This is a genomic window from Sphingobacterium sp. HMA12 (assembly GCF_002933815.1).
Lineage (GTDB): Bacteria > Bacteroidota > Bacteroidia > Sphingobacteriales > Sphingobacteriaceae > Sphingobacterium.
Window position 1 is genome coordinate 131,245 of record NZ_BEYR01000003.1, and the last position, 22,735, is coordinate 153,979.

General features: G+C 39.8%; 13 protein-coding genes. 11 read left to right on the plus strand and 2 right to left on the minus strand.

From position 1 onward, the window contains the following. Window positions 1-25: 25 nt before the first annotated feature. Entirely contained in the window at window positions 26-898 is an 873-nt protein-coding gene (locus HMAT_RS17420) for a hypothetical protein (RefSeq protein WP_104384142.1), read from the minus strand. Between the two features lie 610 nt (window positions 899-1,508). Here HMAT_RS17420 and HMAT_RS17425 point away from each other — a divergent pair. Both HMAT_RS17425 and HMAT_RS17430 read left to right on the plus strand, forming a co-directional pair. Next, window positions 1,509-2,015, plus strand: coding sequence for a hypothetical protein (locus HMAT_RS17425; RefSeq protein ID WP_104384143.1), 507 nt, complete (start codon window positions 1,509-1,511; stop codon window positions 2,013-2,015). A gap of 103 nt (window positions 2,016-2,118) precedes the next feature. Beyond that, window positions 2,119-4,470, plus strand: coding sequence for a hypothetical protein (locus HMAT_RS17430; RefSeq protein ID WP_104384144.1), 2,352 nt, complete (start codon window positions 2,119-2,121; stop codon window positions 4,468-4,470). Between the two features lie 102 nt (window positions 4,471-4,572). On the opposite strand, the gene HMAT_RS17435 is transcribed toward HMAT_RS17430, so the two are convergent. After that, entirely contained in the window at window positions 4,573-5,997 is a 1,425-nt protein-coding gene (locus HMAT_RS17435) for a hypothetical protein (RefSeq protein WP_104384145.1), read from the minus strand. Between the two features lie 144 nt (window positions 5,998-6,141). Here HMAT_RS17435 and HMAT_RS17440 point away from each other — a divergent pair, with 144 nt between their 5' ends. The 9 genes from HMAT_RS17440 (at window position 6,142) to HMAT_RS17480 (ending at window position 22,576) form a co-directional block, all read left to right on the plus strand. Next, the gene (locus tag HMAT_RS17440; RefSeq protein WP_104384454.1) at window positions 6,142-7,614 is read left to right on the plus strand and encodes a recombinase family protein; all 1,473 of its coding nucleotides are present in this window, start codon (window positions 6,142-6,144) and stop codon (window positions 7,612-7,614) included. Further along, window positions 7,611-7,805 carry a hypothetical protein gene (locus HMAT_RS17445; protein WP_199768698.1) on the plus strand — a complete coding sequence of 65 codons (195 nt, stop codon included), beginning with the start codon at window positions 7,611-7,613 and terminating at the stop codon, window positions 7,803-7,805. The genes HMAT_RS17440 and HMAT_RS17445 overlap by 4 nt, the downstream gene beginning before the upstream one ends. Before the next feature lie 365 nt (window positions 7,806-8,170). Next, window positions 8,171-9,844, plus strand: coding sequence for a DUF6377 domain-containing protein (locus tag HMAT_RS17450; RefSeq protein ID WP_104384146.1), 1,674 nt, complete (start codon window positions 8,171-8,173; stop codon window positions 9,842-9,844). A gap of 212 nt (window positions 9,845-10,056) precedes the next feature. Beyond that, the gene (locus tag HMAT_RS17455) at window positions 10,057-13,050 is read left to right on the plus strand and encodes a TonB-dependent receptor (RefSeq protein WP_104384147.1); all 2,994 of its coding nucleotides are present in this window, start codon (window positions 10,057-10,059) and stop codon (window positions 13,048-13,050) included. An 18-nt stretch (window positions 13,051-13,068) separates the two neighbouring features. Next, window positions 13,069-14,556, plus strand: a complete 1,488-nt coding sequence (locus HMAT_RS17460; protein ID WP_104384148.1) for a RagB/SusD family nutrient uptake outer membrane protein — start codon at window positions 13,069-13,071, stop codon at window positions 14,554-14,556. Window positions 14,557-14,594: 38 nt separating this feature from the next. Further along, on the plus strand, window positions 14,595-16,058 hold the full coding sequence (locus HMAT_RS17465) for a SusF/SusE family outer membrane protein (protein ID WP_104384149.1): 1,464 nt from the start codon (window positions 14,595-14,597) through the stop codon (window positions 16,056-16,058). A gap of 80 nt (window positions 16,059-16,138) precedes the next feature. Then, window positions 16,139-17,890 (plus strand): glycoside hydrolase family 66 protein, encoded by a 1,752-nt coding sequence (locus tag HMAT_RS17470; protein ID WP_104384150.1) that lies wholly within the window; start codon window positions 16,139-16,141, stop codon window positions 17,888-17,890. 9 nt (window positions 17,891-17,899) lie between these two features. Further along, complete coding sequence (locus HMAT_RS17475; protein ID WP_199768699.1) at window positions 17,900-20,404, plus strand: glycoside hydrolase family 31 protein; 2,505 nt, start codon at window positions 17,900-17,902, stop codon at window positions 20,402-20,404. Window positions 20,405-20,416: 12 nt separating this feature from the next. After that, window positions 20,417-22,576 (plus strand): glycoside hydrolase family 97 protein, encoded by a 2,160-nt coding sequence (locus tag HMAT_RS17480; protein ID WP_104384151.1) that lies wholly within the window; start codon window positions 20,417-20,419, stop codon window positions 22,574-22,576. Window positions 22,577-22,735 lie beyond the last annotated feature (159 nt).

Genomic DNA, 22,735 nt, shown 5'->3' on the forward strand with positions numbered 1-22,735 from the left:
CAATACATGCAGGTTCAAAACTTAATTAAATATCATGTTTTGCTTGTTGGTTACTAGCTCTATGTAGCTTTCCACGAACTTCTCTGGCAATAATTTCTTCTATGAAGGCTGGCAAATCCGGACTTTCGATCTTGGTAACTTCAAATTTAATCTTACGAATATAATCATCATAAAAGTATTCAAAAGGTGTTAACATCGAATCAATTGCGAAAGCGTTACTCTTGAATCTTCCCATGTCAACAATCATCTGGTACAAGGCGTTTACCAGAGTGAAACGAGAGGTCGTCGTAATAATGTTTTCGTGATCTAGTTTGTTAGTTGTGTCTTGGCTGAATTCTATAGAATGTTTTGGTTTGAATGCGTAAACCCACTCCCCGTGCTGAACCTTATTCCTAATCGAAAAATTCGGGACTAAATATTCTGTTATCATCCTACGCAATCCAAAGTATTGAGCCACCAGTTCAACCCCAAGGTTGCGCTTTTGTCGATTTATATTAACAGAAGCACAGATTTCATCCCCCGCCGGTACTAAATCATATGCGATTGAGAATACAATTTTTAAAGTTTCATACCATTTTTGATCTAGAGAGCCAATTCGAATCAAATAATCACGTTGGGCATCAGTAAAAAGTCCCTTTTCGTAAAATAGCCGCTTGATACTTTCTTCCGCCCACGAAACCTGAATGCCAGATAAAATTCTAAACAACGACTTTTCGATTTGTCGTTGCTGAGCCTTAAGTTGGTCCATATCATTTAACGAAAAAATATAATTACCATTAATATCTACCGAACGGTAAAGCCTTTTGATTTGATTACGAATATTATCAAAACCAATTTTTATTAATTTTATATTGGCATTATGATATTGGAAATATTTTTCTATCTCTTGTGGGGCCATTAAAAATAGTTTTAGGTAATCCTAGCCGAAGAAATACCTCATTGTACTCCTTCGGCCAGGAATCGAACCCAGCGAGCTCCTTTGGAGCCGGACACCTGTCCACGCAATACTTAGCTTGATCTTAGGTGTCTTTAATATTTTGTACGGTTAAACTCGTTAACACTATTCTTCAATTACGAAGATATATATATATTAAATATCTAACAAAAATAAATTTGTTATTTTCAGTATTTTGTACATTTAGATAGTTGATATTTGTTGTCGGTATTCTAATTTAGTAATTGATAGTAAATGCTTGTTTACGAACAAAGTTTTTTTAGCTTATACCTTCTGATTAATATATCTTTACCATTTTGATCATCGGTTTCCTTTTGGGGTTGAGTTATTTGTGAGTTTATTGATATTTAGCAGATCAAATATATTTGTTATATCGTTTAAAATAATATTAGCTTTATCTTGTTAAAGTTCGTCTTTTAAGTTTCTATTAGTTTTTGAATTTTTTGTTTATTGGAATAGATAATTTTGCAATATATGGCGCGAAGTGAAAAATAATTCTTATTTTAAATAAATACCTATATAATCGCCATTATAAACATTAAATTCTTAATAAATGAATGGGCTCCAGGAAATGATTTTAAGAAGTGAAATTGTACTACAATCTCAAATTGCTAAAAGGGCTGCTGAACGTTTGTGCGCCACCTATGCTAATTTTGATAATGTAGAAACATGGTGCTCAATTCAATCTATTCTAGTAGCAGCAGGAAATGTGTCAAAAATTCTTTGGCCCAATCACAAATATAAAACGCGGGGCGAGCATTTAAGACGATTATTAAAAGTAAAAGAGGACAATCTTCTTTCCAACCGAAAATTCCGCAATCATTTTGAACATTATGACGAAAGAGTTGAAGAATGGTTTGAAAATAGTTCCCAAGGTGTATATATCGATTTAGCTATGAATCCCTCTTTTAGAAACCATGTTTTTAACGAACCGTCTTTAAATACCCATAGAGGGTATAATTCTATTAATAATTCAGTAGTATTTCGTGGCGAGACCCTATATTTGGATGAAGTATTAGCTGCGCTTGATAGTATACTTAATAATTGTAAATCATACTGAGTTTGTTGTTAAAGTCTTTTCGTACAATTAAAGTGTTCTCTTTCCTAATAATCCCATTCGATAGATCTATAGTAATTATTTTAAATATTAAATCTTTGCAAAAGTGACTGAAAAAGTAAACTCAAATCAAGCTAATTCCGGATCAAATAAGAAAAATGGAGGTGTTGGTCCAGATCCAATTAAAATGAAATATTTCGAATTTGAAGTAGGTTCATTCGGGAGTACATTTGAAGAGAGATTAGAAAAAATTCGTGCTATTGGAAGACTTGCTACTGAAGATTTTGAAAACAAATATCATGGTATTAGAGAATGGTTTTCACGATATGATCAGATTTCAATACTATCATTCGGATTTTATTACTTTCTTTTGTCGGACCTAAGTCATGACGAGGAGGCAGTCAAGGGAGAATTAGAGTTTTCGCCATATTTTCAAGAACTGTTACAGGCTTTTGCCCTGACGATGCCTCAAAGATATGAATATCGTCCTTTTTCAGAGGAGGTCAATAAGTTTAGAAATGACTTTCAAGAAATAGGCGAATTGGACAGGCTGAAACATTATAATATACCAGAGTCAGCAATGACTATGGATGATATATTTCGTCATCAGTTAAGGACAGATATCATGATGCATACAACGGCAGTTCGTAATTGGTCCTATGAACATAAAATGATCGCGGTAACTTTGGATCTAGCACTTGGAGTAAGGGATACATTTATAGAAGTACATGGATTTGACCCCTATTTATTTTTAAAAATAATGTATCGAATGAGAGAGGAGGTTGAAAGCCGTGCGAATCTCCATAGGCAAAAAACAGTCGCCGTCATCAAAGCTGAAAATTATGAGGCTACTTTTGAACAGTACGAGAAGGCGTTTCCGGTCCGAAGAACCTCAACAGAAGAAAGGAAATCAATTCTCGATATGGCCGGAATGGATCTGATGCGGCTAAAGAGCATGTTTCTGATGCACTCGGATATGTTTTTGGAGAGATTATTTTCCTTTGATTTTGATAGTATATCTATACTGTCGGATGGTAAGATTTCTGTTAATAAAGTTGAAGAGATTTTTACCAAGATTTCTTTGCGCTTTGGGGACCTTGCGGACCATAACCCTAAACATTTTTTACTTACAAATCCAATCCATGAATGTCCATTTATAAGGCTAAATGAAAACACCATTTTTAGCACAATGTGGTCAATAATTACTCATTTGAGTATCGGGATTTTAGAGAAATTTTGCTCTGAAAATGAAAAGTTGAGAAAAAAATATAATGAAGTTCGGGCCTCTTATCTCGAAGATAAAGTAATGTCTCTCTTCAGGTCATCTTTTCCAACAGCTGAAATATATGCGGGAAGCAAATGGACAGGAAAAGATGGGAAAGTGTATGAAAATGACCTTCTCGTAATAGTTGACAATTTTGCCTTCGTGGTTGAGTCTAAATCTGGTCAAGTCAGCGCTTCGGCCAAAAGGGGAGCGCCAGACCGTCTGTTTAAGACCTTGCAAGAGCTGATCGAAGAACCATCCGATCAGGCGCTCCGTTTTATTGAATATTTAAAAGATCATCCTAATAAATTGGTTCTTCCAGTTAAAAAGGGACCTAGCAATAGATTTGATGCAAGTAGGCTTAAGTACTTTATACCTCTAGGTGTTACTTTAAGCCATCTCGGAATGACAAGTTCCAACCTTAAGCAGTTAATTAGGGCAGGTGTAACCACAAAACCAATTGAGGAACTGGCTCCTTCGGTAAACTTGACAGATTTGGAAAGCGTTTTTGATCTCCTGCCTCTCGCCAGTCAAAAGTTGCATTATTTTCAACGTAGAAGAGAACTGGAGGCTAATATGGAGTATATCGGAGACGAACTTGATCTCTTAGCATGGTACCTTGATGATGGGTTTAATTTTTCACCGGAAATGGATAAGTACGGATTTATTAATGTGACATCCAAATCTAAGGAGCTGGATAATTATATTATTGGTTCTGCTAATAGTGAAAAAGTTGAAAAACCCGAACTCAGAATGACAAAATGGTGGAAGGATATTTTGACCAGGATTGAGGACAGAAAGTTCCAAAGCTGGCTGGAAGTTTCATATATTCTCTTAAATATTCCTATTTCAGGACAGGAACATTTTGAAAAGGAAGTAAATGCACTCAAGCAGAAAATCCATGCGGGAAGAGCGGAATTTCCACATAATTGGATTTTAATGTCATCACAGGAGGAGAAACGTAGGTTCTATATTGCAGGATATTGCTATGTGAATATTTATTATGATGAAAGAAATGATGCTATCAGTGATATCCTTCATTCTGAAGAGACCAACGACGGAAAAGGAGTTTTGGTAGTAGGGATGAACATTGATAAAGAACAGTACCCTTACAGCATTTTAGGCTGTCGTCTCTCTTCCAAACTTTTTGATAATAAATATTTGAAAATGGTTAATGCTAGCAATAACATGTAAATCATATCTCGTAATAAATATTTTCTTGTGTATCAATTTTATAAAAATTGTTGCGGATCTTAATAAGATTTGATGAGGTGTTGATTTAAAAGGAAATAAAAATTAATCTGTTTTTTTTTCAGTTGGAAAAAAGTACATTTGGAACCAACCATTAAATCTTCTGATACTTATGGAACCGTTTGCTATTTCCCATGTTCTACCCAGCCAATCCTCCTCATTATTAACTTCTCCCGCCTCATAATATGATTTCCCATTTATATCTACTCCAAATTTGTCTACAAATAATTTCAACATTCCTTCAATTTCTCGGTAATGGATATAGTGTATTTTTGCGGGACTTGCCTTGCTCAAAATAAAAAGCGCATCATTAGCTTTTGAGGTTGGAACGAATAGTTTATTAAAGAAGTTAAAAAAATATTCATTTGTGTACTTAACCAAACCAAAAATTTCCCCATTGCTATATTTCTGTTCTTGATAATTGTTGGTGCTTTGACATTCTTTTATTGTCGTATCGAAGTGTTCATCAAAGGTATTGGGGTGAAGAAACGCATTATAATATTGGACAAATTCGTTGGGCTTTAGGACAATGGTATTAATATCCAACTTTTGAAATACCGCTCTGGTTTTGTGGTAATTTCTGTCATCATTTGTAATATAAAACTCACATCTTGAAGCAAAAGCGGAATGGGAAGCGTCTTCTGTTGTATTCTTAAATGTATTTTTCTCCTTGTCCGTGACTTTTACTTTATCAGCTTTAAAGCCGTGCATATCTAGATTTACATATTCATTTATGATATCGTTAAACCATTCGGGTGCATTTTTTGTATTATCGAAATATTGGCCAGCGTCGAAGTTTTCTATCCCATTTTTTTTGTAAGCATTTTCTATAACATCGAAAGGATTCTTGTCTTGGCTGAAGTGTCCATTGCTTATTCCTACCTGTTGAACTATAGACCTTATATCCTTATATCCTTCGCCTTCATTCATATTATGTAACATATGTCCAAAACTTTTAAAAAATCCTTTCATGGTGAGATCATCCTTTAGGCCAGGGAACATCGTCTCTAGCATTTGTGCACTTTCTGGATTTTGAAATGCCTCCTTGAAAGCATTATCTAAAGGAATCGCAGCAATCATATTTTTCATGGAATTCACAAGCCCGTACATAGGATTATCTGATTCAATTGAATCAAATAAGCTATCAAGGCAAAGGTTTCTGAAAAGCGGTGCTTCCGAAATTCTGTCATCCAGCAGTTCTCCGGGATCATAGATTCCTAAGGTCACCTTTTTTGAATCGTTTGCTAGGCATAAATTCTGGGTTAAACTGGTTATGTATTCCAAGTCCTCCTGGACTAATTTCTGTTCCTGTTCACTATCGTTTTTGATGCTGGCAAAAATGTCTCCAATATGGGAAGTTGAATATACTAATAGAAATTTCTCTTTATTTGAGATAATATCGGTTAGATCTGGGAAATAGTTATTTTTCATTCCAGACATCACGTTCCAGTCTAAATATACCTTTATCATAATTCCGTATTTATCATTTCTCGAATTTAAGAAAACTTTTTAGAATGATTTTTCGAATAAAATATAGGTAAATAATTGTTGTTTTTTACGTAATCTTTGTGTAATAAATTGGTTGTAAATAAGTTAAATAAATTCGTTGTTCAAATGAAAACAGCCTATCTATACGTCCGTGTAAGCACAGACGAGCAAAAGAAAAAGGGGTACTCTTTGCCAGAACAAGAGGATAGATTACTAAAATATTGTGATTATAATAATATAAAAGTTCTGGGTATTTATCGAGAAGACTATTCGGCAAAAGATTTTAATCGGCCAGAATGGAAAAAGTTGCTTGCAATAGTCAAGCAGAAGCCAAGAGAAAATAGGAACATACTCTTTATTAAATGGGATCGATTCAGTCGGAATATAGAATATGCTTATGAAATGATAGGCTTGTTACGTAAATATAATACAACACCTATAGCGATCGACCAACCAATAGATCTTTCTGTTCCTGAAAGTACAGTCATGTTAGCTGTCTATCTATCGGTACCGGAAGCGGAGAACAGTAGAAGGGCCATGAATACAGCAAATGGAATTCGCCGCGCAAAACAAATGGGAAGATTTCCTGGAAAGGCTCCTTTAGGATATATCAATATGAGCGATTTTGATGGAAGGAAAATAATCGTTCCTAAACAACCTGAAGCGAATATCATAAAGTGGGTTTTTCGTCAACTAGCCAAGAACACCAATAAGATAGATTATATCCGAAAGATAGCTGATGCAAAAGGTTTAAAATGTTCACGCTCACATTTTTTTAGAATTATACGCAATCCGGCATATTGTGGCCTTATATCAATAAAGATTTCTTCAAAAGAGCAGCAAATGGTTAAAGGAATTCATGACCCCTTGATTTCTGAAGTATTGTTTAATGAGGTTCAGCGTATTATTACTAGAAAAAGAATAGTTACGTCTAAAACTAATGAATTGAATGAAACTTTTTATCTGAAAAGTTTTCTTCTATGTCCTATTTGCTACAAAAGGCTTTGTGGCAGCTTCTCTAAAGGCAAAACAAAAAGATATCCTTATTATCATTGTAATGCTAAATGTAAGACAAGAGTAAATGCGTTAACTCTTAACGACGCTTATTGTAGTGAACTTCAGAGCCTGCAGCTTTCTAAAAACGTGACTGAACTATTTAGTAGTATTTTGGAGGATTGTAATATAAATATACAGAAAGCAGAAGATATACAGGAACGCAACATGCTAGTTCGAAGATTAAGGGATCAGGAATTGCTACTTTCCCAAGCAAGAAAACTATTTGTAGCTTCTGTATTAGGAAATGATGACTACTACGCCATTAAAAGGGAATATCAAATCAATTCTCAAAGTATTAAAGGAGAACTTTCCGATGTAAATACTAAATTGGAAAACTATAAGAAGCATCGTGAGTTGATGTCAGTTTCGTTCATAGATGTTTTTCAAGTATTTAAACATTTAGAAACTGCAGATAAGATGCATTTGGTCAGCCTAATACCACCTAATAGATTTGACTTGCAGAAGAGAAGTATATCCTTGCATCTTGATAGTGCCTTATTAAAAATATTACTCCCAAAAATATCCGAAAAACAACAGCCATGAATTATATAGAAAAAAAGATCTCCACTAATAAAGCTATGGCGATATTAGCTAAAAATGGAATTCATGTAAATGAGAAAGAGACTGCTATTATATTAGATTTTTTATATTTAATGGCCAAATACTACAGCGTTGATCCTTGTAGTTTGGATGCCGAATCCTTAAGGAGATATCGAACTCAGGAAAAATGGTAGGAGAGTGGCTACAAACCTCATTTTTTGCGTCATCGATAACCAAAGACTAAATATTTTTGTTAAAATTTTCGAACTCTAAATGAACGTGCTTCAATAGCTTGGTTCATAGTTTTTTATATACACAAAAAAAGGAGACAACTTCTATCAAGTGTCCCTTAAGTGGCGAGAGTCCCGCTCTAGGAAAATGGTTTAAGCGATATCATGAATTTGGAATTGACATTTAATTACAGTTCTTAAAAACTTGCCTTCTGAAAAAGATAATAATTGAGATCGTCCAACTTTCCAAGATATAGAATATATGCAAGTTTTGTTTTAAGCCTAGAAAATGTTACTATTGTGTTTTGTCACTTTTGGTCTTAAGTATCATGTATAGACGTATTTTAAATGCCCTATTGATTGTCATATCGGTTATCCTATGTAAAGCAGGAACCGGACAAAATACTTCATTGATACAACTGCTTCAGATGATCGACAAAAAGGAAGAGTTTATGGTCATCAAAGAAGCGAGAATAGAAGATTTGGTACGACAGCTTCAGAAATCAACAAATAACGCTTCCAGACAATACGAATTAAACCAGCTCCTTTACCAAGAGTATGCTTCATATAAACTAGATTCTGCGATTATATATGCCAGGGGAAATGTAAAGTTAGCACAAAAGAGCGGCGATTCCTTCCAAGTCAATGAGAGTAATCTGGACCTTGCTTCATTTTACTTCACAGCAGGTATGTATATTGATGCTTATAAGTTATTGGCCGCTGCAGAGAAGAGCAAGCTTCCTAGAGAACTGTTGATCAAGTATTACGATGCATGGAAAAGGCTCTATAAATTTTATTCATTTTCAAATACCGACGATCGGCAGTATGCCATTCGGAGTGACCGCTATCGCGATTCGCTCTTAAGTGAACTGGACACGACAAGCAGTCAATACCGTATAGTTTATGCCGAAAAGCTCCATGATGAAGGGAAATTTGAGGAAGCGAAAAAGAGTTTGATGTATATGCTTGATCTTTCCCGAAAAGAGGATCATGAACATGCCATCTTATGTTATGCCCTGGCTAAAATCTATGAAAAGGAAGGAAATGTTGACCTTCAACGCAAATATTTGACGCTATCCGCAATTAGTGATATTAAAAATGCCATCAAGGAGAATGCCTCGATGCAGGCATTAGCGACCTTATTGTATAAGTCAAACCATATTGAAGAAGCCTATAGCTGTATCAAATCGTCAATGGAGGATGCTATATTTTGTAATGCCCGTTTCCGGACCTATGAAGCTTCGCAGATCTTTCCAATCATAAACTCAGCTTATCAAGAAAATGAATTACAACAAAAGGCAAAATTGACAATCTTTCTAGCGATTGTCAGTATCCTATCGCTGTGCCTCATTATAGCAGTTATTTTGATATACAGGCAGATGAAGCGGGTAAATCGCGTCCGTAGAGAGCTCTTCGAACTCAATCAAAAATTGCAGGTGCTCAATCAGCAATTGAATACAGCCAATGACGAACTTCATACCACCAATAGCGAAGTGCTGTCTATGAATAGCGAGTTGGCAGAAACCAATCACATCAAAGAAGCCTATATCGGTGAGTTCCTAAACTTATGTTCCTTATATATTGATAAGCTCGAAAAATATCAGATTTCGCTCAACAAGATGGTCATGGCCAAGAAGATCGAAGAGCTCAAGCAGATGCTTAAATCTCGCGATATGATCGACCATGAAGTAAGAGAATTATACGCCACTTTTGATCATGTATTTTTGCACTTGTATCCGAACTTTGTGGAAGATTTCAATGCACTGTTAGTCCCAGATATGCAAGTCGTCTTGAAGCCAAATGAAGTACTGAGCCCGGAACTCCGTATTTTTGCATTGATACGTTTGGGTATTACAGACAGCGCAAAGATAGCCCGTTTCCTGCACTATTCAACCAATACCATTTATACCTACCGGACCAAATTCAGAAATAAAGCTGCTGTCCCGCGCGAAGATTTTGATGAATTGGTCACAAAAATAGGTCGAAAAGCCCTAAATTATTGACCTAATCTTCTATATATTTCTTTGTTGTATTTGATATAATATTCTGTTTTTTAGGTTTTTACGTTTTTGTTGTTTCTATATTCGGCGATACACCTCTTTTATCTGCTCTTTGATCCTCTTATTTTTGGATAAACCAATTAGGGGGCGATTTGACACTAGTTTCAAATCGAAATTAAATAACAATTATAAGTAATACGTAAAAATCAAATTTTATGAAAAACCAGGGGCGATTACGTTTTACGTATCCCATTCTCATGCTTTTAATGATTTTGATCTGTTTAAATTCATTTGCACAGCAAAGGGAGATTCAGGGTACTGTAAAAGACGAAAACAAGCTAGCTATTGAAGCTGTTTCTGTCAGCAACAAGGGGACAACCCAGCAAGTACAGACAGATCGAAATGGTCATTTTAAAATTACCGTTGCACATGGTTCAGTTTTGAGCATCTCCTATATCGGCTACAAGACTCAGGAAGTAAAAGTCGACAATGCATCAATTTATGATATTATACTAGTCAAGGATAACACAGCACTTGACGAAGTGGTTGTTATCGGATATGGGACCGTTAAAAAGAAAGATCTGACGGGTTCTTTAGCCTCTGTGGGTGCCGAGGCAATGAAAGATAAGCCTGTGGCAAATGTTGGCGAAGCCCTTCAAGGACGTGCCTCTGGTGTACAGGTTATCAACTCAGGTGCGCCCGGAAGCAATGTATCCATACAGATCCGAGGTCTGGGGTCAATCAACAATAGTGCACCATTGTTAGTGATTGATGGCGTTCCAACGGATCTGTCTCTCAATGCGCTTAATCCAAATGATGTGGAGACAATCGATATCCTCAAGGATGCTTCTGCTACTGCCATTTATGGTTCCAGAGGAGCCAATGGTGTTGTATTGATTTCAACAAAAAAGGGTAAAAAAAATAAAGGCAGTATTACGGCAAGTGCCAATTATGCGATTCAGCAGGCAACGAGTTTGCCCAAAATGCTGAATGCACAACAGTTTGCATCGCTGCACAATGAGATGATGGCCAACAACAATAACCGTCAACGACCCGATTTTGCCGATCCTACATTGCTTGGCCGAGGAACAGATTGGTTAGATGCACTCTTACAAACAGGTAAATTAGCTAATTATGCCCTTAGTTATGCTGGTGGTGGCGAAAAGAATACGTACTACGTCTCTGCTGGCATACTCAATCAGGATGGCATCGTGAAAAACACCGATTACAAACGGTATAATTTTCAGTTTAACAATGAAGCTAAACAGACAGCATGGCTCAAATTGGGCAATACGCTCACGCTAAGCCATGATGTAAAACACAATGGTTCCTATAGCGTATTGAATACGTTGGCCTCATTGCCCACACAACCAATTTTCAATGAAGACGGCACCTATTCAGGTCCTGGAAATGAAGCTATATTCTATGGCGACCTGCGCAATCCAATCGGTACTGCCATGCTTGAACAAAATACAACGAAAGGCTATAATCTTCTTGGAAATATCTATGCGGAAGCAAGTTTCTTGAATCATTTCACCTTCAAAACTTTGTTCGGCCTCGATTATAAGGCTTGGGACAATATGACCTTTTCGCCTAAATACAATTGGAAACCGATCCCCGTTCCTAATTCCTATCGGAGTGAAAGCTTCAACAAGAGCCTCACCTATTTGTGGGACAATACCCTTAATTATGCAAATACTTTCGAGGGGGGACACGAAGTCAATGTGATGTTAGGATCTAGTGCGCAAAACAATGATTATAATTACATGAATGGAAGCATCAAGGAGTTTCTTTCCGACAATAATAACCAGTTAAACAATGGTTTGTTAGATCCAACCGTAGGTGGGAGCCGCAACGAATGGGCGCTATTGTCATTCTTCGGACGCGCCAATTATACGTTTAAAAATCGCTATCTTCTTACGGCCACCGTACGTCGTGATGGTACGTCAAGAATTGCTACGGCCAACCGTTGGGGGACTTTTCCTTCTTTTTCTGCCGCCTGGCGTATCTCTGAAGAGTCTTTTTTTAACAAAAATGATTTTTGGAGTGATGTTAAACTCCGTATCGGTTATGGAGTTACCGGTAATCAGGCCGTGTTGGACAACTATGCTGCATCCGCTCGCTTAAAAACTGGTCAATATGTTTTCAATGGTATTCCCGTTTCGACATTGTACCCACTCGTTATGCCTAACCCAGGCATACGCTGGGAAACGATCAAACAACAGAATGTTGGAATTGATGCAAGTTTTTTCAAAAACAGGATCCAGTTGACGATGGATGCTTACATCAAAAAAACCTCAGATATGCTTGTCAAGATGAGCGTGCCCATTACGACAGGATATTCAGACAGCTATACGCCAATGATCAATGCCGGAGAGGTAGAAAACAAGGGGTGGGAATTGAGTTTACGTAGCCAAAACCTAAAAGGAGAATTGGTGTGGAATACCGATTTCAATATCTCCTATAATAGAAATAAGGTTGTTAGACTTGATGGCGATGTACCTATTTACTACGGTTATCAGTCCCATACCATTGGACAGCCTGTTGGATCATTTTATGGCTATTTGACCAATGGTATTTTTCAGAACTGGGCCGAAGTGAATAGTTATGCTTATCAATACCAAGGGGCAGATCCAGCCAATAGTACGGCACCCGGCGATCTCAAATTTAGGGACATCAATAAAGATGGAGTCGTCAATGACTATGATCGTACCTATTTAGGTAATCCAACACCAAGTTGGAGTTTTGCCATGAATAATAAGTTGTCCTATAAAAATATAGATCTTGAAGTATTCTTTCAAGGGGTATCCGGAAACCAGATCTATAACGCCAATAGGGTTACCCTGGAGGGTATGTATACAATTCGAAATCAGACGACTAAGGTTCTTGATCGTTGGACTGCGGAGGGAACAAGTAACGAGGTGCCCAGAGCGATTTACAGCGACCCCAATAAAAATACACGTAATTCAGATCGTTTTATAGAGCAGGGAAAATACCTGCGTCTGAAAAATCTGACCGTAGGTTATACCTTGCCTGAGGCTGTAGCCAAACGTCTGCATGCAGGACGGTTGCGGTTTTATTTTTCAGGACAGAATTTGTTCACCTGGACCAAGTATTCTGGCTTCGATCCTGAAGTGATAGGAGGTGTTGATAATAGTAATTACCCGATCACAAAAAACTTTAGCTTGGGATTGGACCTTAGATTTTAACCAATTAGACTCATGATAATGAAAAAAATATTTTATGTGGCTCTTGCGGCGATGCCCCTTTGGTTGGGCTCATGTTCAAAATTTTTGGATAAAGAACCTCTTGAGGATCCCAGTGCCGAATCCGTCAAGGATGCTTCCGCTGCCGTTGCAATGATCAATGCGGCATATCAGCCACTCCAACGACCCAAGTTATACAATATGCGGATATGGTCATTAGACATTATGGCCGGGAATAGTGCCGTGGGCGCAGGTGGTGGCGATGACGGAATAGAAACGATCCAACTGTCCAATTTTTCCACTGGCCCCGACAATTTCTCGGCGGTTGATCTTTGGCGTGGGCCCAATCCTGGTATTTTATATTGTAATACCGTCTTGGAAAATGTCCCTTCGATGGATATAGATCTCCAATTGAAAAACAGATTGATCGGTGAAGCCAAATTCCTCCGTGCGAACTATTATTTTATTTTGGTTCAGCTGTTTGGCGATGTGCCACTTTCATTGGTACCTGCAAAACCTGGAGATGATCTTAAACCGGCTCGCGTGAGCAAAGAACGCATCTATAATGAAGTTATAGTACCAGATCTTAAGGAAGCCATTACACTGTTACCACGTCGTGAGGAATATGCCGATCAGGATAAGGGACGCGTTAGTAAAGGAGCTGCGGTAGGCCTTTTGGCAAAAGTTTACCTCACGCTAAAACAATATCAGTTGTGCATTGATCAATGTAATCAAGTCGAGTCGCTGGGGTATGTGCTTAATGCAGACTATAGTGATTGCTTTGGGGGTGAGCCTCGTCATAAAAATACAGCCGAATCGCTCTTTGAAGTACAATATTATGGACTTACCAAGGCGGGATTTTGGGACGATGAAAATCAGGCAAACTGGCTGAGTACCTATATGGGACCACGCAATTCCGGCTGGGTGGGCGGCGGCTACGGTTGGAATCAGCCAACCGCTGAGTTTGTCTCCCAATACGAAACTGGAGACTTGCGCAAAGATAAAACTGTTTTGTATGAAGGGGGACCACTTTTCGACGGTAAGGCCTACAAATCCAATATGTCGTCCACAGGATATAACGTGCGCAAATTTTTGGTTCCATTGTCCATTTCACCCGATTACAATACCAATGCAGCCAATATCGTTGTGTTACGTTATGCAGACGTGCTATTGATGAAGGCTGAGGCACTCAATGAACTCGGCAATACGGCTCAAGCGGTGGATCCCCTGTATTTGGTGCGACAACGAGCAGGTTTGACCGACAAAAAGTCAATTACAGGACTTTCCCAAGCTGATATGCGTGAAAAAATCCGTCACGAAAGAAGAATAGAACTTGCTTTTGAAGGACAACGCTGGTTTGATATGATTCGCTGGGACAATGGACAGTATGCGCTTAACTTTCTGCACAGCATCGGCAAGCTCAATGCGACCGCAAAACATTTGTTGTTGCCCATTCCTCAAGTTGAGATTGACGCCAATCCAAATTTGAAGCAGAATCCCGGTTATTAAATCCATTTGGTAATTAACCAACTAACAAATTTAAAAAGATGAAAAGACTATATTATATTATCAATTTGATCTTGATTTCGTCCTTGTTCTGTCAGTCCTGTAAAGATGATTTTGGCAATGTCATCTATCCCGATGGTCCCTTAGAACTCCGTGTCTCAACATCAGATATTGTATTGAATGTTGCCACACCGGAGCAGGAAGCTGTCGTATTCGACTGGACTTCGGGTTCTAATTTTGGAACGAATGCAGCCATCAAGTATACCCTCGAAATCGGTGAAAAAGGTAAGGATTTTAAGCCTTCCATTAGCAGTACTTTTGAGAAAGGATTGCGGTCACAACGATATGTTACCAAAGATTTTAATCAATTGTTAATTGAAAAGCTTGGCATCACAGCAGGAAGCGGAGCACAGCTGGAAGCTCGTGTCACGGCAGAGATCCAAGACGGACAAAGCGCAACACAGCTGTCTCAAGTCCTTAGTTTAAAGGTCAAAACCTATAGGCCGATCACCGAAACCCTCTATATGTTGGGTAGTGCTACCAGCAATGGCTGGGATGCACATAAAGCCAGCAAGATGAATCAGATACAGGGTACACCAGGAGCCTTTATATGGCAAGGCGTATTGAGCCCAGGCGAGTTTAAGTTTATCAGCACTTTGGGCAATTTTACACCTTCGTACCTTAAAGGAACAAGCAATGAAAAGCTCTATTATCGTGAATCAGAGTCGGATCCATATGATGTTCCATTTACTGTTGCCAAATCTGGCTTATACCAAGTCAAAGTCAATCTGATCGATCTATCTATTGCCATTACTGAAATTGAAGGAGCTATGTATGATGCATTGTGGTTTGTGGGCGGCTTTACCGGTTGGTCCTTTCAGCCTATGGCGAAAGATCCGAATGACCCTTTTATTTTTACGTATCATGCCGTCTTAAATTCTAGTAATAATGCAGACGAGTTTAAGATTGCAACGAAGCCAGATTTTGATCCAAGTGTTGTCTTTTTGCGCCCAGAGACAGATCAACAGGGCGTTGGAACAGACCTACCTGTCGTAAAGTGGTCCGAAAGTGAAAATAAGAGTGATTATAAATGGCGGATCAATAAAGGAACCTATAAGATCAGGCTTGATCTACGGACCAATAAAATTACCATTGCTCCTTTTACACCATTTCCGGCTATTTATCTTGTGGGCGATGCGACGCCTAATGGTTGGGATATTGCTGCAGCAACCCCAATGGTCAAGGGTGATACACCCCATAGGTTTACCTGGTCTGGAACACTCAAAACTGGCGAATTAAAGTTCAGTTGCGATAAACAGTCTGATTGGAATGGCGCATGGTTTTTGGCCTCACAAAATGGCAAGACACCGTCAGGGCAGACCGAGCAGATGATCTTTAGCAAGTCTGGCTCTAATCCAGATAATAAGTGGAAAGTGACCACTGCGGGTACCTACAGTATCACACTGGATCAGCTACAGGAAACAGTCACAATTGTCAAACAATAAATCAATCTTAAGCTTTTTCCTCCATCAGCAAAATGGAGGAAAATAATAAGCTTCTGAGTGCATGATAAAATTATTTACAGATGAAACGAATATTTAGACTTTTGGCTGCCGGCGGAATGCTTCTAAGCGCGAGCTGCAACAACTATTACGATATTGACAAAGACCCGATCACCTATGGGCAGACCTATTTTAAACCTGTCATCAATACAGATAAGGCTGTTTATAAACCTGGGGAAAAGATCACATTTACAGCTGCTATCTCCGACAATAATTTGAGTGTCGCCTATACCTATCTGGGCGAATTGATCAAAGAGGAACCGCTTTCACAGTCGAGCTGGACCTGGACACCACCTACGACAGACTTTCGGGGCTACATGGTCTATCTTTTTAAAACTGATGATACAACTAAAAAGCCGCTCTACAGCATAGCTGTGGATGTATCTTCCGACTGGCGCAAGTTTCCACGGTATGGATTTGTATCCAATTACGATCGTCTTGATCAGCAGGCAATACAACGCAATGTCGAAACGCTCAACCGTTTCCATATCAATGGAATCCAGTTTTATGACTGGCAGATGGATCAACATAAACCTTTGGCCGGTTCAGTATCCAATCCGGCTGATTCCTGGCTGGATCTTATCGGTCGGACCAATTACAAATCTACCGTTGATGGCTATATTCAGGCTGCTCATGATAAAGGAATGAAAGCGATGTTCTACAACTTGTTGTACGGCGCTTTGTCCAATGCAGCAAGTGATGGGGTATCCGAACAATGGTACCTTTTTAAGGATAATCAACATCAAGAGAAAGATATGCATCCGTTGAATGCACCCTTTCGAAGCAATATCTATTTGGTTGATCCCGGCAACTCGGCCTGGCAGACCTATATTAACAAAAGACATCAAGATGTATTTGCGGTCTATAATTTTGACGGCTATCACATCGATCAGTTGGGAGACCGCGGAAAACTATATGACTATACTGGCAAAGAAGTAAAACTAGACCAGAGCTACGCCCCGTTCATCGCAGCGTCAAAGAAGGCTTTTCCGGGCAAATATCATGTGATGAATGCAGTTAATCAATACGGTCAGGAGTATGGGATAGCACCATCTGCTGTTGATTTTTTATATACCGAAGTTTGGGATCCCAACAAATCATACGATGAATTGGTGAAAATTATCCAAGATAATGACCGTTTTGGCAACTACAGTAAGAACACCGTACTAGCAGCTTATATGAACTATGCTAAGTCCAATCAGGCAGGCTTTGTCAATGAGCCAGGCGTGTTGCTGACCAATGCGGTCATCTTCGCCAATGGAGGGGCTCACCTTGAAATGGGAGAACATTATTTGACCAATGAATATTTTGCAAATAACAACCTGCAGCTTAAAGGAACAACAAAGGAAAAACTGATCCAATATTATGACTTTATGGTCGCCTACCAAAACGTATTGCGAGATGGAGGTACCGCCACGGTCTTTAGTGTAACCGGTACAAACGCTTTGACTATCAGCAATGGTAAAGCAATCTCAGGTAGTATTACCAGCTATGGACGACATTTTGCTAACCGCGATGTGATCCATTTGATCAATTTTAAGGATGCCAATACAATGGAATGGCGCGATACCAACGGGACCCAACAGGAACCCTCCAACATCGATGGCCTACAGATCAACCTCGACGTAACACGTACTGTCAAGCGAGTATGGCTGGCATCGCCCGATATGCAAGGGGGCGTCGCTATTCCGCTTACCAAAGCGCAGACAAGAAATAAATTGACCATAGATCTGCCGGGGCTCAAGTATTGGGACATGGTTGTGATTGAATATTAAAAACCTATTATGTATAAACTAAACTCTTTTTATTTGATGCTGTTTTGCCTTATCTCCATCGTTCATGGAGCAGCAGGACAGGTGATGAAAGCGGCACAATGCCAAGATTATCAGATCGAGGGGCGAAAGGTGATTTTCAATTGCAGCGATGGTGCTAAGTTGGAGCTTTATTTTTGTAGCAGTTCTGTTGTTCGGATCTGGTATGATGCCAGCGGCACACTGCAAAGGAAGAATCCTTCCTTTGCAGTAGTTCATGAACAGCTTGAAGACATCGGTGAAATCAAGGTGAATGACGAACCGGCAACCTTCGAAATCTTCACCGGAAAGCTGCGTGTCCGTCTCAACAAGAATCCCATGCAATTGCTGATTTACGATAAGTGGCAAAAGTTGGTTTTCAGTGATTATAAAAGTCTTGGACATAGCACGAGCGGCACCAAGACCGTGGCACACAAAGTGCTGCGTCCCGATGAACAATTCTTTGGCCTAGGCGAAAAGACTGGGCCGCTCAATCGAAGAGGCCGGTCTTACAAGATGTGGAATAGCGACAAACCCTGTTATAGCAGTCAGGAAGATCCATTGTATAAAAGTATCCCTTTTTTCATGAGCAGCTATCATTATGGTATTTTTTTAGACAATACCTATAAAACGGCTTTTGATTTTGGAACCACCAGTACAGAATCCTACTCCTTTGAAGCACCAGATGGTCCCTTTATCTACTATTTTATCTATGGCAAAGACTATAAGGAAATTCAGCAGCACTATATTGCATTGACCGGAAGACCGATCATGCCACCAAGGTGGGCATTTGGTTTTGCGCAGAGCCGCGGACTCTATACACAGGAAGATCAAGCCCTCGAGGTCGCCTCCGAGTTTCGAAAGCGCCAAATCCCTTGTGATATCATCTATCAGGATATTGGCTGGACACAGGAGCTGCAAGATTTCAACTGGCGTAAAGGAAATTATAAAGATCCCAAAGGAATGCTCAAAAAGCTGAATGAACAAGGCTTTAAGATGATTCTCTCACAAGATCCCGTGGTGTCGCAAGCAAATAAAAATCAGTGGCAGGAGGCCCATCAAAAAGGTTATTTTGTCAAGGACCGTCGTACGGGCACATCTTATGATATGCCTTGGCCGTGGGGTGGTAATTGTGGTGTCGTTGATTTTACAAATCCATCCGTGGCCGACTGGTGGGGGCAGCTCCAGCAGAAGCCCCTCGCCGATGGTGTGGGTGGTTTTTGGACAGATATGGGGGAGCCTGCCTGGAGCAATGAAGAGGATGTTGATAGACTTCATATGCAACACCAGTTAGGCATGCATGCCGAGATCCACAACGTATACGGTCTTACCTGGGATAAAGTGGTGAAAGAACAGTTTGACAAGCGTAATCCCAACAAGCGGATCTTTCAGATGACACGCGCAGCTTATGCCGGACTTCAGCGCTATACCTTTGGTTGGTCGGGCGATAGTGGCAGTGGGACCGAAGTAACTGAAGGCTGGAGCCAATTGGCCAATCAGGTTGCGGTCGGATTATCGGCGGGGCTTGGCGGTATTCCGTTCTGGACGACAGATATTTCAGGTTACTGTGGAGACATTACAGATTACCCTGCTATGGCAGAGCTGTATACACGTTGGATGCAATTTGGTATTTTTAATCCATTGAGCCGCGCCCATCACGAGGGCAACAATGCGGTCGAACCCTGGTTATTTGGTGAGGTCGCCGAAAAAAATGCCAAGACAGCCATTGAACTCAAATATCAACTGTTTCCATATCTCTATTCCTATGCGTACAAAGCGCATCAGACAGGTCTACCTATATTAAGGGGCTTGTTTATGGAATTTCCACAAGACGACCAAGTTATCGGGATCAATGATCAGTTTATGTTTGGACAGGAAATCCTCGTGGCCCCTGTACTGAAAAAAGGCGAACGGATCAAAAAACTCTATCTGCCCGATGGCGAATGGATTGATTTTAACGACAAAAAGACGGTATACCTGGGTGGGCAGCAGATTGCCTACCGAGCACCTCTAAATCGAATTCCAATGTTTGTCAAAAAAGGTGCTATCGTACCCATGATGCCGATCATGCAATATATCGGTCAGGATCCAATACATCCCCTTTATATCCATATCTTCCCCAATTATGAAGGAGAGTCCGCTACATTTGAACTTTATGAAGACGATGGTGAGACACAGGATTATCTCAAAGGTATTGGTTCTACGACACGCTTTACCAGCACAACCCTGGCAGAAGGAGATTTTGAAACAGCGATTCAGCCCCAGGATAAAGGCTACATACCTGCCAAAGGAAGACAGCTCTACTTAAGCTATCATCTTGAAAACAAGCCCAATGGCGTCACAATTGATGGTAAGACCATACCCTATGCTGTGGCGGACAATAATCAAACGTCAACGATAAAGAAAAATGAGCCCTGTTGGACATGGGATGCCCAACAGGGGAGCTGTATCGTTAAGTTGACGGATAATCGAAATGCGAAAAATATAAAAATCCACTAATTATCATAAAAAATGAAGAAAACGACGCTCTTGATGAGTTTATTTTTAATCACTTTGGGACTGCAAGCCCAAGAGCTGCTTTCGCCTTCGGGAAAATTGAAACTTCAGTTTTCACTGGATGCATCAGGTGCACCAACGTATACCTTGAGTTATAAAGGCAAAGCTGTAATCAAACCCAGTAAGTTAGGATTGGAATTGACCGGCAATACCAAGAAAGTTGAATTTTCAGGGGCAGGAGAAGGCAATGGAGAACCGTTATCCAGTTCACTGTATGACGAGTTTGAAGAGATAGCACAAGAAAGCAAACATGTTGATGAGCGCTGGAATCCTGTTTGGGGTGAAGAAAGTGAGATTCGAAACCATTACAACGAACTAACCATTAGCTTGCAACAGAAAACGTCCAAAAGAAAACTTGTGGTCCGTTTCAGATTATTTGACCAAGGTTTGGGATTTCGCTATGAATTTCCCGAACAAAAGGAGATGACTTATCTCGTTGTAAAGGAGGAAAAAACACAATTTGCAATGAATGGCGATCATACAGCCTTTTGGATACCAGGAGATTACGATACCCAGGAGTATGATTACACCAAGTCTCGTCTGTCTGAGATCAGAGGATTGATGGCCAAAGCGATTACGCCCAATGCCTCGCAGACCCCATTTTCGCCTACAGGTGTACAGACGGCTTTGATGATGAAAAGTGACGACGGGTTATATATCAATATCCACGAAGCTGCTTTAATCAATTATGCCTGTATGCATCTTAATCTGGATGACAAAAATTTTGTGTTTCAATCTTGGCTGACACCCGATGCCAATGGGACCAAGGGCAATTTGCAGACACCTGCCCGGAGCCCCTGGCGCACAATTATGGTGAGTGATGACGCCAGAGATATTTTGGCTTCCCGGATGACGCTCAACCTCAACGAACCCACTAAAATTAAAGATCCTTCGTGGATAAAGCCTACTAAATACGTAGGTGTATGGTGGGAGATGATTACCGGAAAGAGCGAGTGGTCCTATACCTATGATCTTCCTAGTGTACATCTAGGTGAAACGGACTATAGCAAAGTGAAGCCTCATGGCAAACATGGTGCTACGACGGCGAATGTAAAACGTTATATTGATTTCGCAGCACAACACGGGTTTGATGGCGTATTAGTTGAGGGCTGGAATATTGGCTGGGAAGATTGGTTTGGCAATGCCAAAGATCATGTGTTTGATTTTGTTACGCCCTATCCCGATTTTGATCTGGCAGGCATCCGGGATTATGCCAAGCAAAAGGGCGTTAAGATGATTATGCATCACGAGACCTCGGGAGCAGTCCGCAATTATGAGCGTTATTTGGATAGCGCTTATAGATTTATGAAAGACAATGGTTATGAGGCTGTCAAAAGTGGCTATGTAGGCAATATTATTCCTCGAGGCGAATATCATTATAGTCAGTGGATCAATAACCATTATCAATATGTCTTGGAGAAAGCTGCTAAATATAAGATCATGGTTAATGCGCATGAAGCCGTACGTCCGACAGGTTTATCACGTACCTGGCCCAATCTGATCGGTAATGAGTCTGCACGTGGCACAGAGTATCAGGCATTCGGGGGTAACCATGCAAACCATGTTACCATTTTACCTTTTACGCGGCTTATCGGTGGACCGATGGACTATACACCGGGCATCTTTGAGATGGACATCCAAAAGATCAATCCTAAGAATACATCCCATGTCAATTCGACCTTAGCCAACCAGTTGGCCTTGTATGTGACCATGTACAGCCCATTGCAGATGGCAGCCGACCTCCCTGAGAATTATGAGCGTTTTATGGATGCTTTTCAGTTTATCAAAGATGTTGCCGTCGATTGGGACAGTAGCCTATATCTCGAAGCAGAACCGGGAGAATACCTAACGATAGCCCGTAAATCAAAAGGTAAAAATGAATGGTTTGTCGGGAATGTCAGCGGGGAGAACGGACATGAATCGATAGTGGATTTTGGTTTTTTAGCCGCGGGCAAAAAATATGAAGCTACGATCTACGCCGATGCTCCAGATGCACATTATAAAACCAATCCTCAAGCTTATGTGATTAAAAAGCTTAAAATAAATAATAAAAGTAAGTTAAAGCAGAAGTCTGCACCTGGTGGTGGATTTGCCATTCGGATTGTGGAACTATAAATATCAATGATCTAAAAGACAAAAGTTGTAGGTGGCAACTTGTTTATGGATTGTATGTAAGCGCCCCTTAATCAGTAATGATTAGGGGTGTGTACTTTTGATGTATAAATTAATATTTGATCAAATTCTACTTGTTGTTTGGTATGTTTAGAACGAAAT

Excerpts from the sequence above, each read along its gene's own strand:
- HMAT_RS17420 (WP_104384142.1), bottom strand. The coding sequence starts at position 898 with ATGGCCCCACAAGAGATAGAAAAATATTTCCAATATCATAATGCCAAT.
- HMAT_RS17425 (WP_104384143.1), top strand. The coding sequence starts at position 1,509 with ATGAATGGGCTCCAGGAAATGATTTTAAGAAGTGAAATTGTACTACAA.
- HMAT_RS17435 (WP_104384145.1), bottom strand. The coding sequence starts at position 5,997 with ATGATAAAGGTATATTTAGACTGGAACGTGATGTCTGGAATGAAAAAT.
- HMAT_RS17440 (WP_104384454.1), top strand. The coding sequence starts at position 6,142 with ATGAAAACAGCCTATCTATACGTCCGTGTAAGCACAGACGAGCAAAAG.
- HMAT_RS17445 (WP_199768698.1), top strand. The coding sequence starts at position 7,611 with ATGAATTATATAGAAAAAAAGATCTCCACTAATAAAGCTATGGCGATA.
- HMAT_RS17450 (WP_104384146.1), top strand. The coding sequence starts at position 8,171 with ATGTATAGACGTATTTTAAATGCCCTATTGATTGTCATATCGGTTATC.
- HMAT_RS17455 (WP_104384147.1), top strand. The coding sequence starts at position 10,057 with ATGAAAAACCAGGGGCGATTACGTTTTACGTATCCCATTCTCATGCTT.
- HMAT_RS17460 (WP_104384148.1), top strand. The coding sequence starts at position 13,069 with ATGAAAAAAATATTTTATGTGGCTCTTGCGGCGATGCCCCTTTGGTTG.
- HMAT_RS17465 (WP_104384149.1), top strand. The coding sequence starts at position 14,595 with ATGAAAAGACTATATTATATTATCAATTTGATCTTGATTTCGTCCTTG.
- HMAT_RS17470 (WP_104384150.1), top strand. The coding sequence starts at position 16,139 with ATGAAACGAATATTTAGACTTTTGGCTGCCGGCGGAATGCTTCTAAGC.
- HMAT_RS17475 (WP_199768699.1), top strand. The coding sequence starts at position 17,900 with ATGTATAAACTAAACTCTTTTTATTTGATGCTGTTTTGCCTTATCTCC.
- HMAT_RS17480 (WP_104384151.1), top strand. The coding sequence starts at position 20,417 with ATGAAGAAAACGACGCTCTTGATGAGTTTATTTTTAATCACTTTGGGA.